Origin of the sequence: Paenibacillus sp. FSL R5-0887 (assembly GCF_038002305.1) — a bacterium.
In the GTDB taxonomy this organism is placed as follows: domain Bacteria; phylum Bacillota; class Bacilli; order Paenibacillales; family Paenibacillaceae; genus Paenibacillus_AQ; species Paenibacillus_AQ odorifer.
On sequence record NZ_JBBOCE010000001.1, the window covers coordinates 1 to 16,555 of the forward strand.

Sequence of the window (16,555 nt, forward strand, 5' to 3'; positions counted from 1 at the left end):
TGGGTTAAGTAAGAATCCATCCATTGTATAGCTTATTTATAAAAAAGAAGCTGCCCTATAAGTAGAATTCTCTACTTTTTGGACAGCATCTTTTTTCATCAGTCACAATCTGCTCAAGCTAAGTCCATTTCGCGGACCACAGCTTCATTTCCTTCAAAATTTGATGTAAATCCTCACCTTTGGGAGTAAGCGAATATTCTACCGTAACAGGAACAGTCGGAAATACGTGACGTTCAAGCACACCATGCTCCTCCAGATGGCGCAGCGTAGTGGTTAGTGCGCGGGGAGAAACATTAGTGATTTTTCGTTGCAGTGCCCCAAAACGCTGCGTGCCGTCGAATAGCTCTCTGAGGACAAGAAAGGCCCATTTTCCACCTAATACTTCAAGTGTTTTTTCAACATTACATTCAATAGTAACAGGGGTTTTGGGGATATAATTATTAGTAGATTTAGCTGTCTTCAAGGTATCTCCTCCTGTTTGTGAAGCTACTATACTCTAGTATAGTAACTACACTAGAGATCATATAATAAACTAATTTTCACTTCTTTCTATTATATACAAACTATTCTAGAATGAATATGAGTGCTAAGCAACCTGCCAAAATCAAACACGGAACTATGGAGAGGAGCAGTTATTATGAAATATCGCAGATTAGGTGGAACCGGTTTAAAAGTCAGTGAGATTAGTTTGGGAAGCTGGCTGACATACGGAGGCTATGTGGAAAGAGATAATGCTGTTAATGCCATTGAAACCGCTTACGACTTAGGCGTAAATTTTTTTGATACTGCAAATGTTTATGAAAAAGGTGCTGCCGAGAAAGTACTAGGTGAGACTTTACGTAGCTACTCTCGTGAGTCCTATGTATTAGCTACTAAAGTATACGGGGAAATGGGCTCGGGACCTAACGACCGTGGACTATCCCGCAAACATATCACGGAACAGTGTCATGCTAGCTTGAAACGTCTCGGAGTAGAATACGTGGATATTATGTATTGCCACCGTTTTGATCCGGAAACTCCAATTGAAGAGACCTTACGTGCGCTAGATGATCTGGTTCGGCAAGGCAAGGTATATTATGTCGGTGTTAGTGAGTGGACGGCGGCGCAAATGACCGATGCGTTAGCTGTAGCAGACCGCTATTTGCTAGATCATATTGTTGTTAATCAGCCGATTTATAATATGTTTAACCGTTATATTGAGAAAGAGATTATTCCGCTTGGCGAGCGCCGTGGGATTGGACAGGTAGTATTTTCTCCACTGGCTCAAGGGCTGTTAACTGGAAAGTATAACACGGACATCCCTGAGGATAGCCGTGCTGCTAAGCTGGATCGATTAAAAGATTCGATTACAGAAGAAAAGATTGAAAAAGTCCGTCAATTGAGTGGGATCGCCACGGAACTGAATATTTCTGTTGGGAATTTGGCTTTGGCTTGGATTTTGCGTCAACCTAATGTAGCTAGTGCGCTGGTGGGTGCCAGCCGTCCGCAGCAGGTCGAAGAGAATGTTAAGGCTTCAGGTATTGAGCTTTCGGAAGAGATTTTGAAGCAGATTGAGGAGATTCTGGAGTAGTTGTTAGCTTCATAAAAAAGGAGACACACTCATGGCGAAAGTAGTTGTTACAGGCGGCAGTGGGATGTTGGGCAGATGGGTGGTCCGGCATTTTGTAGAGCAAGGGTATGAGGTTGTGAATGTAGATACGCAAAAATCCGCAGATTCTTTGTGCCCAACGATGATTGCTGATTTGAATAATTTGGGTGAAGTATATGGTGTGCTTGCAGGCGCTGATGCAGTTGTACATTTGGCTGCGATCCCAGCTGCAAATATAAAGACAAGTGAGGTTACCTTTCAAAATAATGTAGTATCTACCTATAACATTTTGGAGGCTGCAGCGGGTCTCGGGATTCGGAAAGCAGTGATTGCTTCCAGTGAATCCTCTTACGGAATCTGTTTTGCGGTTAATCCTTTGGGGCCGAAGTATGTGCCTATGGATGAGGAGCATCCACAGTTACCTGAAGACAGCTACGGTCTGTCTAAGGTTGTGAATGAGCAAACCGCTGAGATGTTCTATCGCAGAAAGGGTATACAGGTCGTTTCCCTACGAATCGGAAATGTTATTGATCCATCGGCGTATGAACGTTTCCCTTCCTTCATTCATGATCCAGCGCAGCGCGATCGGATTCTATGGAGTTATATAGATACACGGGATGTAGCAACAGCTTGCCAATTGGCAATCGAAACGGATGGATTAGGAGCGGTTGCTCTTAATATATGTGCAGATGAGACCAGCATGGCTGTTCCTAGCAGAGAGCTAATGGCCGCACGTTATCCAGAGGTGACGGATTTCCGCCAGCCGCTGGAGGGTCACGAGTCGCTACTCAGTAATGAGAAGGCCAAAAAGCTGCTAAATTGGCAGCCGAAGCACGTATGGCGAGATTTTGTTAACCAGTAAATAACGAGCCGGATTCACTATAAGGAGCGTGCAAAATGAAGGTCTTATTTATCGGAGGTACGGGATTAATTAGTCAGGCTGTATCCCCGTTGGCTGTAGATCAAGGAATCGAGCTGTATTTGTTCAACAGAGGACAGCGGGATGAATTCGTTCCAGAAGGTGCAAAAGTAATTAAAGGAGACATTCGTAATCCGGCAGAAGCCGCATTAGTATTACGAGATTACGAATTTGATGTAGTGGTAGACTGGATTGCTTTTACACCGGAACATGTGCAGGCAGACATTGACCTGTTCACAGGTAAAACGAAGCAGTACATTTTTATCAGCTCAGCCTCTGCTTATCAGAAACCGCAGCGTAATTATGTAATCACAGAAGAGACACCGCTGGAGAATCCTTATTGGGAGTATTCGAGGAATAAAATTACGTGTGAGCAGCTGTTGATGGAAGCTTACAAGGCGAACGGATTCCCGGTTACGATTGTTCGTCCTTCCCATACCTATGGAAATACAGCCATCCCTGCGGCACTCACAAGTGGCCAGCATCCTTGGTCACTGATCGATCGTATCCGCCGCGGCTTACCTTTAGTCATACATGGAGATGGAACCTCTTTGTGGACACTGACACATAATTCGGATTTTGCCAAAGGTTTCGTTGGATTGCTTGGACATCCGGAAGCGATAGGCGAGGCCATTCATATAACTTCCGACGAGGTATTAAATTGGAATCAGATCTATGCTGCCATCGGACAAGCGGCAGGTGTGGAACCTAAAGTGGTGCATATCTCCACAGACTTTATCACAGCCTTTTCCCCTCCAGGGACAGCGGATGGCTTGATCGGTGATCAAGCGGTAAGCAGTGTTTTTGATAATAGCAAAATCAAACGTTTCGTGCCTGACTTCCAGGCTACTGTGCCTTTCTCCGAAGGGATCAAGCAGTCGGTTGCTTGGTTCGAGGCTCATCCTGAGCAATGTACGGTCGATGCGGAATGGTCTGCGTTACTTGATAAGTTGATCGAGAGACATGGAATTGAGGCCAAACCTCTTTCATTCTACGCATAAGGTTTATACAGTTATATTTAAAGACGGTCTGTTCCTAAGGGAGCAGCCGTTTTTTTGGGTTTGTCTCGTTCAATGTAAGGTTATGGAATGAATCAGCAAATCATGAATATACTCTCACTACCTAAAATTCCGTTGAAAAAGGAGTCCTGGCCATGCCAACCCATCCCTTTGTCTCGCGTTTTTTCGTAAATTCAGATGCACGTCGTGAGAAGTTAATTTATGATCTGCCGGAATCATGGTGGAGCCGTCCCTTTGAATATGAGTGGTGTATTAACTTTATTTCTCCGCATGGTGTTGTGCTGGATGCAGCCTGTGGGATTCCTCATCCCTTGAAGTTTTATTTAGCAGGGGTTTGTGCAGAGGTCTATGCCTGCGATATGGACAGTAGGGTTATTTACCCAAAAGCTATCCAAGAATGTATTGAGAATGAGATTGGGGAAAAAGCGGCGAAGCAGGTTATCGCTAGAAGAACAAACAACCTGCATTTCGCTCAAGCTAATCTGACGGATCTGCCTTATGAGGATGAGAGCTTTGACACTGTTTTTTGCATATCGGTATTGGAGCATTTGAGCTTTGAGGATACGGTGGGTACTTTACGGGAATTTCACCGGACGTTGAACGAAGAAGGATTATTGGTATTGACATTTGATTATCCAACGGTAAATCTGAGTCTTATGAATGACCTGCTGCTACAAACTGGATTTCAGTATTGGGGGGAGACAGATTTTGAATTGCCTGCGGATGCTGTGCATACGGATGCATGGGGTGGATTAAATTGTTTTAGAGCCGTTCTGAAAAAAGCAAAGGAATAACAGGTCTTTTTACTCTTAATTTAGTAACCTCTTTCCAGTATGCTAGGATCATGCTAACAAAAGATGAGAGGAGGCTGTATTTTTTGAGATTAGGATCGAAGGTTTTACGTAGAATAGCACTCATTACACTTTTGTTATCACTAATAGTTCCTGTGACATCTGCTTCCAGTGCAGCTTCACTATCTTCAGATCCTATAAAGCTTGCTTTTGCGGGTGATATCCTTTTGGACGGTTTTGTTGGCGATCAGATTGCTAAATATGGGGTGAACTTTCCGTTTGTAAAGGTCGCACCTACGCTGCAAAAGGCTGACATCGCCTTCGCCAATCTGGAGACGCCTGTGTCTATCCGAGGGAAAGCGGCAGAGAAAACCTTTGCCTTCAGATCCAAACCAGCAACGTTAGGCGGCCTAACCTATGCCGGGATTGATGGAGTGTCCTTGGCGAATAATCATATTTTGGATTATGGAAAAGACGCTATGCTCGACACGCTGATCCATTTGGATCGAAACAAGATTGGCCATACAGGCGCTGGCAAAGATGAAGACGAAGCGTTCAAGCCTTATACTAAGACGGTAAAAGGGAAAAAGATCGCCATCCTTGGCGTTAGCCGTGTGCTTTCAAATCCTTCGTGGTATGCTGGCAAAAACAAACCGGGAGCCGCTTCAGCTTACACCTCGCAGCCTATGCTTAGCGCCATTCAGAAGATGTCCAAGGAGAATGATTACACGATCGTATATATTCACTGGAATGAAGAGTTTAAGGATTTCCCTGAAAAGTACGCTCGCACACTAGCTAAACAGATGATTGATAGCGGTGCGGATTTAATCCTTGGCGCACACAGTCACTGCCTTATGGGCATCGAATACTATAAGCACAAGCCCATTTATTATTCACTTGGGAATTTTGTGTTTAATCGCTCCACACGTGGTGGGGAAAAAACACTTAATTCTATGCTATTGAACGTTGAGATTAAGGACTCCAAGATGACCAGCAAGATTACCCCTGTCAAAATCATTGGCGGACAGCCCAATTTTATGGATGATTCCTACAATAGGAAAACGATTAAGCTCCTGAACACCCTATCTTTTAATGCCAATATAGATGCTAACGGCAGGGTCACGGAAAAGCAGCTTTAATAAATACAAACTCTGATTAGCTATTCACGGATCACGCTCGATCTCGTTAGAATGCGAAATGTGTGGAGTAACTGTGGAGTCCGTATGGGGTGGCATGAAGTACGTATGGAGTATGTATGGAGTACGTATGGAGTATGTATGGAGTATGTATGGAGTATGTATGGAGTATGTATGGAGTACGTATGGAGTACGTATGATGTGGCGTATGAAGTACCAATGGAGTGCCTATAAAGTATCACCGTTGTGTTTGTGAAATAACTGTATTCTATACACCTATTTTATATGTAAAACGGACCATTTTGCTTTTAAGTGTATTCTATGCAACTAAAAACTAGAGAATCGACCTAGAGGGCAATACATCAACAGAATAGTTGCACGAAATACAGCTATATCCATCAGCCGAGCGAGTTGCAGAGTTATAGTTGTACAAAATACAGTTAAACTACTAGTTAGTATTGGAACGTCTGTATAAAAAGCAGACTGCAGCAGTGTGCAGTGAGTATTTATGGAGTCCGTATGGAGTGCCTATAAAGTATCACCGTTGTGTTTGTGAAATAACTGTATTCTATACACCTATTTTATATGTAAAACGGACCATTCTGCTTTTAAGTGTATTCTATGCAACTAAATACTAGAGAATCGACCTAGAGGGCAATAAATCAGCAGAATAGTTGTACGAAATACAGCTATATCCATCAGCCGAGCGAGTTGCAGAATTATAGTTGTACAAAATACAGTTAAACTACTAGTTAGTATTGGAACGTCTGCATCAAAAGCAGACTGCAGCAGTATGTAGAGTATTGGAACGTTTGCAAAAAGGGGGAGATCCATATGGATCTCCCCCTTTTTACAGAAGCTAGGTTTGGAATTAGATAATCAGCCCTTCACCGCCCCCGCAACAACACCCTTAACGATGTACTTTTGCAAGAAGATGAATACTACGATCGATGGCAGCACCGCCATGACCATAGCTGTCATCGCATATTGCCAATCTGAGGTATATTGGCCCACGAAGGTGTAGGCAGCCAGTGTCAGCGTTTTGGTATCTGGGGAGCCGTTGACCATGAGCAGCGGGAGCAGGAAGTCATTCCAGATCCACATTACGTCGATAATGACAATGGTTGTTGTGACCGATTTCAACAGTGGGAAGATGACACTGAAGAACAGGCGGAAGCCGGATGCTCCATCAATCGTGGCACTCTCATCAATTTCAACCGGAATACCCTTGACGAATCCATGGTAGATAAACACGGCGAGTGGAGCACCGAAACCCCAATATAACAACCCAAGTCCCCAAGTACTCTCAGAGAGATTTAAGGTTTTAGCGGTTTGCAGAACGGTCAGCATGATCGATTGGAACGGAATCAGCATCGGCATAATGCAGAGGAAATAAATCACCCCGCTCAGTCTGGACTTCGTCCGTGCCAGCTTGTAGGCTGCTATGGATGAAATGAACACAATACCCAGAAGACCTACACCGGTAATGACAAAGTTGTTCAGGAACAGCTTCGGATAGTTGATAAACTTCCACACGTAGGAATAGTTGCCGAAGACCAGATGTTTCGGCAGGGCGATGACATCCGTCATGACTTCGCTAAAGCTTTTTAACGAGTTGATAATCGTCAGAAATAACGGATATAGAAACAGAAGAGAGAGGATGACCATAACAACCTCTAGAATAATTCGGCCTGCTTTGCGGTTTGTATTCATTATGCCTCAACCTCTCTTCGTTTGAAGAATGCTAACTGGAGAATGGTTACCACCAAGACGGCTAGGAACAGGATAAGCGCTTTCGCTGTACCATATCCATACAGATTGTTCTGGAAGGTATCCCGGTAGATATCGTAAGCGATACTGTAGGTAGTTCCGCCAGGTCCGCCCCCGGTTAATGACAAGATGACATCGAACACCTTGATCGAATTGGTCAGTGCCATGAACACAGAAATCGTAATGGATGGAGCGAGCAGTGGCAGTGTAATACTGAAGAATTTTCTCATGGGACCAGCGCCGTCAACTGTGGCTGCTTCTTTGAGATCCTCAGGTACAGATTGCAGACCGGCAATATAAATGACCAGATAAAAACCAATCGACTGCCAGATGGAGACGGCCAGTATGGAGACGAAAGCAAGTCCCGGCGTCCCTAGCCAGCTTAGACCAAATATGGACCAGCCTGTACTTTCTCCGAGTGAGTTGAAACCTTGCATAAAGATAAATTTCCAGATAAAACCGACAATGACAAGACTGAGGATATAAGGAATAAAGAAAGCGGCTCTCAGCCAAGGAGTGCTCTTCAGCTTCATGTCCAGAACCAGTGCGAGTAGAATGGCCAGCACGTTAACGAGAACGATGTACAGAATCGCATACTTTATGGTGAACCAGGCTGAATTGGCGAAGTTGGTGTCGCCCATAAAGATTTGTTTGAAATTATCAAGTCCGACAAACTTAGGGTGTTTCGAAATTCCGTTCCATTTGGTCATCGAATAGCGGATAGTCATGGCAAACGGAATGTAGAATGCTACAGCGATACAGATTAGGACTGGGAGAGTGAATAATCCGAATTCTGTTTTCTCGCGCCATCTTTTGCCGAGTGATTTTAACATGGATGCACCTCTTCTTGATTTGTTGGGTGGTAATATCGACTAGGCTTGCCACACATAACCATTCCGGTTAGTCTATATTGTGTATTATAGAGCAGTACCCTATACTCAAAAATGGATTTAAGAGTACAGTTAGGGGTAAAAAGGTGAACTGAAATATTTATAATTAAGCCTGTAAATCGTGGGGGAGGTTGCCGGTCATTATTAAAAAGTGGATCATAAAGCGGTTTGAACCCGTGCTGGAGCTTGTCTCACGCAGGTTGGCGAACAAGCTTATTTTGCTGTTTACAATTATCATTGTGTTGGTGGTGACCTCACTGACATTCATTTCATACGGCATGCTGCGAAAAGAATCGGTGGATAACAGCATCGCCAGTACGAGCAACAATCTGTTGCTTGTCGGCCGGAATCTGGAGAGTTATTTGGACGGCATCGAGCAATTATCCCTGCCGCAAATATCGTATGACGAGATCACCTATGCGATTTTGCATGAATCGGAGGATTATGCCTCGAAGATGTATGTGGAGGACTACTTGAAGAACCTGTACTTCTCCCGCAATGATCTGGAAGCTATCTACCTGTATGTGATCAAGGAGCACAAGTATTATTATGTCACCAAAGAGAACTACAATATTACCGTGCGGGTCGCCGAGCATCCGTCGATTGAGAATCTTTCCTGGTATAAAAAAGCGCTGGCCAGCCCGTTTAACCGTTCTTACCAGTCTTTTGTAAAAAACCAAACCTCGATGATCAATAGCTCCGACTACCCTATAAATAAGGATAAAAGCTTCATGGGCTACCATCGATTGCTGCGCTCTATAGTCTCCAGGGAACCGCAGGCGGTGCTCTCCCTTTATTTCAACTCCTCGGTTACGGACGAGATTATGAAGGATATTCCCTTCAGTAAAGGGCAGCACCTAATGTACGTCAGTCCCGATAATGAACCTTTTGTGGTGGATGACCCCGGGTTTTATCAACAGAGTGAACAAGCGGGACTGCTTAAGGAGCTGACACCAGCCTCAGGAGGACGCGTGACGTGGTCGGATAAAGAAGAGAAGTATCTAGTGATTTATGACATCAGCAAAAAAGAAGGCTGGAAGCTGATTAAGCCGATTCCCTACAAAGAAATTTATGAAGCGGCCACGACAACACGCAAATTGAACTATTTCATAGGACTGTTATTTTTAATCGTTTCGGTCATCTTGGTCAGCTTTATTTCGAACAAAATAACAAACCCGCTAAAGAATCTGTCGCTGCAGATGAAACGGTTCAGTACAGGCAGCTTTGACGCTGAAGCACAGGTTGAAGGAAAGGATGAAATTGCCTATCTGTCTCGCCACTTCAATAAGATGGTGGAAAAGACGAATGAGCTGATCAATGAACGGTACAAAATGAAAATTGTCGAGAAAAATGCTGTACTCAAAGCACTGGAAGCTGAGATCAATCCGCATTTCTTATATAATGCCCTGCAAGCCATTTCCACCAAGGCGCTGAAAAACAACAATGATGATATTGTTGATATGGTCGATAATCTTGCTATGACGCTGAGATACTGCATTAGCGGTAAAGATGTGGTCCATGCCAGAGAGGAATTAAAGCATATTGAACGTTATTTAGCGCTGCAGAAGGCCCGTTTCGGAAACAGAATGCAGGTGGCCTACCAGTGGGAAGACCCTTTGCTGGAGCTGGAGATTCCGAAGCTGTCCATTCAGACCTTGGTAGAAAACTGCATCAAGCATGCGCTGGAAAAAGTATCCACAACGATCACAATTACCATTGAAGCGCATGTGACGCCTAGCCATACTGTTATTTCAGTGACGGATGATGGACCGGGGTTTAGCGGGGAGCGGCTGGAGCAAGTGAGAAATTCTCTTCAAATCCAGTGGGAGGATCAGGGCGGAGAAAACGCTGCAGAAAGTGACACGGAAAGCATCGGACTGAAAAATTTGAACACGCGGCTGAAGCTTTTGTATGGTGAGGCTGCGGGTTTGGCCATTACCAGTGATGCTGGCGGAACAAAGATGGACATGCGGTTACCGCGGGGAGGGATTAACCATGTATAAAGTACTGATTATAGATGATGAGGAACCGTTGCGTGAGGCGATCAACATCCTGGGAGACTGGAAAGGACTAGGTGTCGATCAGGTACTGGAGGCTACGGATGGAAGTATGGGCCTAGCCATGCTGCGTGAGCAAAAGATCGATCTCGTATTGGTCGACATGAAGATGCCGGAGCTGAACGGAAGTGAGCTGCTGCAGATCGTGGAGAAGGAGTTCCCGGAACTGCTGACGATTGTAATCAGCGGCTACAATGATTTTGAATATACCCGCCAGGCTATCCGTTCTAAGGTAGTTGATTATTTGCTGAAGCCGGTCAACCGGGCGGATTTGAATGCGGCCTTGCGTAAAGCTATAGATGTGCTGGAGGCCAAACGCAAGAAAGAAAGTGAGTTCATCAACAGGAACATTACGCTCAACATGTCTCTGCCGAAGCTAAAGGAGAAAATCTATCTGTCGATCATTGAGCGCAGCTTCAAAAATCAGTCCAACGAGGCTTTTCTGCCGTTGATCGGCGCCGATACAGCTGGGAATTATTTTGCTGCGGGTGTACTGCGGGTGCTCAATTTGGAACAAGTGCGTCGTAATCGCTTCCATGAGGACCGGGATTTGCTGCATTTTGCCGTCACAAATGTGATTAATGAGAATAGCGATGAGCATTTTCAGGCTTTCAGCTTCGCCAGCCATAAGGGAGAACGCGAGTTTATCGCCATCTTCACGATGAAAGGCGGCTATGAGGAGGACGCAACTTTCCGCTCTTTACATCATATGAAGAAGTTAGTCTCGACGCTGAAAGAGCTATTCGGAATTGTTGTTGCCGGAGGAATCGGACAGTCCTATGGTGACATCATGGCGCTTGCTCAATCCTATGAGACTGCCAAAGCCTCTCTCGACGGGATTGACCTTCTGACGCTGAAGGGAGCAATTGTCACAAATAGCAGCAACGATACTTCCCAGGGGAAAGATAATCCTTCCTTGACAGGGCGCATGCCCTTGATTCGCAACGCACTGGAGAGCGGGAATATCAATCATGCCAAAAGTATTTTAAGCGAATTCACGAAGAAATGGGAGGCTTCCGGACGTTTTAATCTGGGCGAGGCTGACCGGCAGATAGAGGAGTTTATTATTTTGCTGAACGATATTGCCACGGAGCTGGATGCGATCCCCGAACGTATTCGCGGCGGTAAAGATAAAGGATTGCGTGGGCTAGGCATCGGGAGCGATTTTGCTTCCTTTGGCGAATTTGAGCGGGTGCTGAGCGGAATTCTAGATTGCTATGGCAATGAAATCAGCAAAAGCCTTGCTGGCAATCGCCCCAGCGTACTGGAAAATATTAAAGCATACATTGATAATCACTATTTTGAGAATATTAAAATATCGATGTTCACGGATAAATATTTCCTGAGCAGAGAATACTTGATGAAACTTTTTAAAGGGCAATATGGTTATGGCATACATGAGTATGTACAAAAGGTAAGAATGGACAAGGCAAAGGAGCTGCTATCCACCCCCGACTTGAAAATCCAAGACATTTCCGAGATGTTGGGGTACAAGGACAAAAATTATTTCAGCAAGGCGTTCCGGAATTATTATGACTGTTCACCTTCTGAATATCGGGTTCTGCTATTGAACGGGGAGGAGTGAAGCGGTTACATGAACACACTTTTTTACCCTAATAAGTTCACTTATGTACATTCTTATCCTTTTTCTTTTTCTTTAGAATTGTCTCAAGACCACTAGATGCATGAGGAAAAGGGGGCAACATCATGTTAAAAAGATTTATGGCTTTATCTGCGAGTCTGCTGCTCGTCGGCGGATTACTGGCGGGCTGCGGCGGAAACAACAATGCCGCTAACAATAGCGGAACAGGGAATACTCCTGCCACAGATTCTGGCAAGCCGGTCACGATTAATATGTTCACCGCATCACCCGAGTACACTGATGCTTTTAACGCTTATATTGCCGAGTACAAGAAAGTTAAACCGAATGTGACGATTAATCTGGAGATTATGCAGGCTGACTACAATACGGTGCTCAAATCGAAGATTGCTGCGGGAAGTACACCTGACGTATTCCAGACCACAGCGGGCGGAGATATTGATACCTTTGCGGAGTATAGTGCTGACCTAACTAATGAGCCACTGGCTGCGGCGATGACCGATGCAGTGCGTTCTAACATGAGTTCTTCGGACGGTAAAGTGCTCGGTCTTCCGGTAAAAGGAAATCTATTCGTCCTGATGTACAATAAGAAACTGTTGGCTGACGCTGGGATTACAGAAGTTCCTAAGACAACAGCCCAAATGGACGATGCGATTACTAAGCTTGAAGCTAAAGGCATTACTCCTTTTGCCAACGCTTATAAAGAGTGGTGGGTATGGAAACACATCTTCCAACACTTCGTAGATGCGGCAGCCCAAGATGCAGGTACGGATGCTAAGACACTAGTAAATGATTTTATTGCCGGAAAAACTACGATCAAGGATCACCCGGTGCTGTACAATAACTTCTTCAGCTTCGTTGATACCACTGTTAAACATGGCACAGACAAACCGCTTGAACGGGACAGCAATGCGGAAGTCAGCGACTTTGCATCCGGCAAAACAGCGTTCATGACGGGTAAAGGCGCATGGGATGAAGAAGCCATTAAGAAAATTACACCGGACTTCGACCTGGGTATTATGGGTTACCCAGTCAGCGACAAGGCTGAACAGTCCCAGATCATTACTGGTGCGGATCAAGCCCTGCGTATCAATAAGGATTCTGCTGTAGCTGCTGAGACTATTGAATTCTTCAACTGGCTGTATACTTCTGAATACGGTAAGAACTGGTTCTCTACAGTAGCTAAGGTTATTCCTCCAATTAAGGATGCTCCTATGCCTGACCTGCAAATGCCAAAAGAAATGGAAGAAATCCTCAAAACAGAGAAATCCGGCGACCTGTCCGTGAACTACTCTCTGGATACCTTCCACCAAAAATTTGGTGAGCTCATGCAGGCTTACATCGGCGGCAGCAAAACTAAGGATCAAGCCATCGATGAAATTCAAAAAGCTTGGATTCAATTCGGATCGGCAGAATAATTAGGTTCAGATCAGGGGCGGGCTCCAAGGTAAGATTCACTTACTGGAGAACCGTCCCTTTTTTACATGTTATATAATCATAAGAAGATACTGAGACAAAGTCAGGAGGTACATTATTGTGAATAGCAAAATGATTGAAATCATTGAAAATGGACTATATCTTACGATTGAAGTTACGGAAGATCAGGATGTTCGGCTGTTGCATTTTGGAGCGGCACCTTTGGAAGCAGCCATAAAGGATAAGAACAAGCAAGGCTTCCGGCTGCTGGAGCTGCAATTATCGGGCGAAGACCGCGCCGAATATCACGGGCGCACACACCGAGCATCCTATCCGGGTCTTCGGATGGTATATGCGGGGCACAGCGATACAGTGAATGCGCTCGGACGTAAACTGGAGTTTAGCTTGGCTGATCCGATTTCGGGAATCCAGGCAGTGCAGCATTTCCAGTTCTACAAGGGTGTGCAAATCGTTCGAAGCTGGACAGTGCTAAAGAATGCTGGAGAAGCTGAGGTGGCAGTGGAATACATCTCCTCCTTTGCTCTTACAGGTGTAGACAAAGAGGGGGGCGGGGAGCGCAATGATAAGATTGAAGTATCCCTTGCTCACAGCGGATGGCAGAGTGAACTTCAGTGGCGGACCTACCGCCTGCCTGAGCTCGGAATGTATCATTTGGCAGACCGTGGCTCCAAACGAATTGCCGCAAGCAATACAGGCTCTTGGTCAGCAGCGGAACTTCTGCCGATGGCGGTTTTGCATAATAAGGAGAGCGGGACAAGCCTGTTCTGGCAGATTGAGCATAACGGCTCCTGGCATTGGGAGCTGACGGATCAATACGATCAGCTTACCCTGCTGGTCAGCGGACCTACAGAACATGACAACCATTGGTGGCTGAAGCTAGCTCCCGGTGAAGAGTTTACCTCGGTGCCGGTAGCCGTGGGTGCTGTGCAGGGAGGATTCCAGGGCGCGGCTGAACAGCTTACGTCATATCGCCGGATGATCCGCAGACCTAATGAGGATAATGAGCTGCTGCGGATTATTTTTAATGACTATATGAATTGCCTATGGGGAAGCCCAACGACTGAGAAGCTACTGCCTTTAATTGATGCTGCCGCAGAAGTAGGTTGTGAATATTTCTGTATTGATGCTGGCTGGTATGCACCCGGAGAGTGGTGGGATGGTGTAGGCCAGTGGGAGCCTTCCAGCGAACGGTTTCCGGAAGGAATTAAATATGTGCTCGACTATATCCGCAGCAAAGGGATGATTCCCGGACTATGGCTTGAGCTGGAGGTTATGGGCATCAACAGCCCGAAGCTTGCGGAGACTGATGACAGCTGGTTTTTCATGCGGCATGGTAAAAGGGTTAAGGACCGTAGCCGCTATCAGCTAGATTACCGCAACCCGAAAGTCATTGATCATGCAAACGGTGTTATTGCGCGTCTGGTTGAGCAGTACGGTGTAGGATACATTAAAATGGATTACAACATCAATGCAGGCATTGGGACAGAAACGAATGCGGACAGCTTCGGAGATGGGCTGCTACAGCATAACCGCGCTTATCTGGCTTGGTTGGACAGTATCTTTGTTCGTTATCCGAAGCTTGTTATCGAGAACTGTTCCAGCGGGGGAATGCGCATGGATTATGCGATGCTCAGCCGACACAGCATCCAGTCTACTAGCGACCAGGAGGATTATGTACAGTATGCGGCCATTGCCGCAGGTTCTCCGGCAGCACTGACACCGGAGCAGTCCGCAGTTTGGTCTTATCCGCTGCGCGAGGGGGACGATGAGGAAGTCATCTTCAATATGGTTAATGCGCTGTTGCTTCGTGTACACCAGAGCGGTCATTTGGCGGAGCTTGAACCCCACCGCAGAAGTCTAGTTAAAGAAGCGCTGGATTATTACAAAACCATTCGCAGTGATATCCCACACGCCACACCTTTCTGGCCACTCGGCCTGCCGGACAGTGAGGGCGAATGGGTCAGCCTTGGCCTGCGGCGCGGCGAACGACGGTATGTCGCGGTATGGCGGATTGCCGGAGAAGCTGCAAATGTCCAATTGCTGATAGAAGAACTGAAGGGACTTGAACCAGCGATCGCCTGTGCCTATCCTCAGCAGCATAGCTCAACCTGGAATTGGGATAAATCGGCAGGGGTTTTGACGGTGGCGCTCCCACCAGGAAAAACAGCGAGATTGTTTGAGATTACTTCGTAAAGCTTGCAGCGGGCCTGCTCCCCTAGTATCTAATAGTTGGGAGCGGGCTTCTTTGTATTTCAATTGGAGAAAACACTGTAAATACAAATTCAGGAATCCGATATATTAAATGGATGCTTCAACCGCCTAGATCGAACTAATACAATTTGCCGCATTCTACAGGAAAAAAGAAGAAGGGAGTTGGTTTAAGTTGTTGAATGTAGCTTCACTCAGTAGCCTGAATCGTGTGGAAACAACAAAAGTAAGCCCAAAAAATCAGAATTTAGAGATTTCTTTTCAAGATGTCTTATCGACAACCCATGCAGAAGCGGTTTTGACACATTTGGAAGAAAAATTCGACATTAAGATCAACGTGCAAGCTATACCCAAGAGCAAAGAAGCGGTAAAGGGTGTTTACTCCAATTGTGCAGGCAAAGGAAATGTAACCATTGCTCCAAATATACTGAATCAGTCGGCAACAGATCCACAACTGCAAAACAAAGTAGAAGCGATCATACAGGATCATTTTACTTCCAGTGCTAATGATAAACCCGGTGATGTCAGTGGTGTCGTTATACATCCGGATGGAACAGCTACATTTTGGGTGATTGGTGATTACTTGACACCTGCCGAGCGGGAAAAGATTCAAAAAGAAGTAGAGGCAGACAAAAAGAAGCGTGCAGACCAATTGGACTCGTTAAATAAAGTAAGCAGTAATGATCCCATATCACAATTTGGGTTACCCACAGAAATATCCAGTGGCAGCGAAGAAGAAGATAGCATGAATTTAAATAGTATCCGTCAAGCTAGTCTAGATTCAATGCTGCGAAAAAAAAACCTGTTAATTAAATGATTAAGAACTTTTTATCATAATTACCGCCTGGGTCAATGCGTTGGTGACCTCTTAGGCGGTTTTATTTTTTTTCACCAAAAGTCCACATTTAAGTTTGACTTACTAAACATCTGGGTAAATGACGGAGTAGCGTTCTTGCTAGTTTTCGACAATTTCCTACTTACTGTGATTGCAGATAAGCGGAGTGACAAGATTTACAAATAGATTAACGAAGGTATTTTAGGGTAGAATTGTCATCAAGTAGGGTTACATTCTGGGTGAATTTCGACATTCCAGAGAAGCCCCTATTTTTTTGTGTTCTGACATGGCTTCAAATCTTGGTG

At 45.3% G+C, this 16,555-nt stretch carries 13 protein-coding genes; 10 read left to right on the top strand and 3 right to left on the bottom strand.

Annotated elements, in window-relative coordinates:
• Positions 1–118: 118 nt before the first annotated feature.
• Complete coding sequence (locus tag MKY14_RS00005) at positions 119–463, bottom strand: winged helix-turn-helix transcriptional regulator (RefSeq protein ID WP_036684053.1); 345 nt, start codon at positions 461–463, stop codon at positions 119–121.
• A gap of 174 nt (positions 464–637) precedes the next feature.
• On the opposite strand from MKY14_RS00005, the gene MKY14_RS00010 reads away from it, so the two are divergent.
• From MKY14_RS00010 to MKY14_RS00030, 5 genes are all read left to right on the top strand, one after another.
• Positions 638–1,570, top strand: a complete 933-nt coding sequence (locus MKY14_RS00010) for an aldo/keto reductase family protein (RefSeq protein WP_340975441.1) — start codon at positions 638–640, stop codon at positions 1,568–1,570.
• A 31-nt stretch (positions 1,571–1,601) separates the two neighbouring features.
• Positions 1,602–2,450, top strand: a complete 849-nt coding sequence (locus MKY14_RS00015) for an NAD-dependent epimerase/dehydratase family protein (RefSeq protein ID WP_076187126.1) — start codon at positions 1,602–1,604, stop codon at positions 2,448–2,450.
• 35 nt (positions 2,451–2,485) lie between these two features.
• Positions 2,486–3,508: an SDR family oxidoreductase gene (locus MKY14_RS00020; RefSeq protein WP_340975442.1), complete on the top strand. Its 1,023-nt coding sequence runs from the start codon at positions 2,486–2,488 to the stop codon at positions 3,506–3,508.
• A gap of 152 nt (positions 3,509–3,660) precedes the next feature.
• A complete protein-coding gene (locus tag MKY14_RS00025; RefSeq protein WP_076124835.1) occupies positions 3,661–4,320 on the top strand; it encodes a class I SAM-dependent methyltransferase in 660 nt (219 codons plus the stop codon).
• 143 nt (positions 4,321–4,463) lie between these two features.
• On the top strand, positions 4,464–5,456 hold the full coding sequence (locus MKY14_RS00030) for a CapA family protein (protein WP_445252431.1): 993 nt from the start codon (positions 4,464–4,466) through the stop codon (positions 5,454–5,456).
• An 876-nt stretch (positions 5,457–6,332) separates the two neighbouring features.
• Here MKY14_RS00030 and MKY14_RS00035 read toward each other — a convergent pair.
• On the bottom strand, positions 6,333–7,166 hold the full coding sequence (locus tag MKY14_RS00035; protein WP_036684045.1) for a carbohydrate ABC transporter permease: 834 nt from the start codon (positions 7,164–7,166) through the stop codon (positions 6,333–6,335).
• Positions 7,166–8,056 carry a carbohydrate ABC transporter permease gene (locus MKY14_RS00040; protein ID WP_036684044.1) on the bottom strand — a complete coding sequence of 297 codons (891 nt, stop codon included), beginning with the start codon at positions 8,054–8,056 and terminating at the stop codon, positions 7,166–7,168. Before MKY14_RS00040 ends, MKY14_RS00035 begins: the two co-directional genes overlap by 1 nt.
• A 197-nt stretch (positions 8,057–8,253) precedes the next feature.
• Between MKY14_RS00040 and MKY14_RS00045 the strand changes: the two genes are divergently transcribed.
• From MKY14_RS00045 to MKY14_RS00065, 5 genes are all read left to right on the top strand, one after another.
• Positions 8,254–10,116 carry a sensor histidine kinase gene (locus MKY14_RS00045; protein WP_340977000.1) on the top strand — a complete coding sequence of 621 codons (1,863 nt, stop codon included), beginning with the start codon at positions 8,254–8,256 and terminating at the stop codon, positions 10,114–10,116.
• On the top strand, positions 10,109–11,755 hold the full coding sequence (locus MKY14_RS00050; RefSeq protein ID WP_340975444.1) for a response regulator transcription factor: 1,647 nt from the start codon (positions 10,109–10,111) through the stop codon (positions 11,753–11,755). Before MKY14_RS00045 ends, MKY14_RS00050 begins: the two co-directional genes overlap by 8 nt.
• A 122-nt stretch (positions 11,756–11,877) precedes the next feature.
• Positions 11,878–13,188, top strand: coding sequence for an ABC transporter substrate-binding protein (locus MKY14_RS00055; RefSeq protein ID WP_076124844.1), 1,311 nt, complete (start codon positions 11,878–11,880; stop codon positions 13,186–13,188).
• A 130-nt stretch (positions 13,189–13,318) separates the two neighbouring features.
• On the top strand, positions 13,319–15,400 hold the full coding sequence (locus MKY14_RS00060) for a glycoside hydrolase family 36 protein (protein ID WP_340977002.1): 2,082 nt from the start codon (positions 13,319–13,321) through the stop codon (positions 15,398–15,400).
• Between the two features lie 190 nt (positions 15,401–15,590).
• Positions 15,591–16,232 (top strand): DUF6033 family protein, encoded by a 642-nt coding sequence (locus MKY14_RS00065; RefSeq protein WP_340975448.1) that lies wholly within the window; start codon positions 15,591–15,593, stop codon positions 16,230–16,232.
• Positions 16,233–16,555: the final 323 nt, after the last annotated feature.

Coding starts and splice junctions, on each gene's coding strand:
- MKY14_RS00010 (WP_340975441.1), top strand. CDS start 638: ATGAAATATCGCAGATTAGGTGGAACCGGTTTAAAAGTCAGTGAGATT.
- MKY14_RS00015 (WP_076187126.1), top strand. CDS start 1,602: ATGGCGAAAGTAGTTGTTACAGGCGGCAGTGGGATGTTGGGCAGATGG.
- MKY14_RS00020 (WP_340975442.1), top strand. CDS start 2,486: ATGAAGGTCTTATTTATCGGAGGTACGGGATTAATTAGTCAGGCTGTA.
- MKY14_RS00025 (WP_076124835.1), top strand. CDS start 3,661: ATGCCAACCCATCCCTTTGTCTCGCGTTTTTTCGTAAATTCAGATGCA.
- MKY14_RS00035 (WP_036684045.1), bottom strand. CDS start 7,166: ATGAATACAAACCGCAAAGCAGGCCGAATTATTCTAGAGGTTGTTATG.
- MKY14_RS00040 (WP_036684044.1), bottom strand. CDS start 8,056: ATGTTAAAATCACTCGGCAAAAGATGGCGCGAGAAAACAGAATTCGGA.
- MKY14_RS00050 (WP_340975444.1), top strand. CDS start 10,109: ATGTATAAAGTACTGATTATAGATGATGAGGAACCGTTGCGTGAGGCG.
- MKY14_RS00055 (WP_076124844.1), top strand. CDS start 11,878: ATGTTAAAAAGATTTATGGCTTTATCTGCGAGTCTGCTGCTCGTCGGC.
- MKY14_RS00060 (WP_340977002.1), top strand. CDS start 13,319: ATGATTGAAATCATTGAAAATGGACTATATCTTACGATTGAAGTTACG.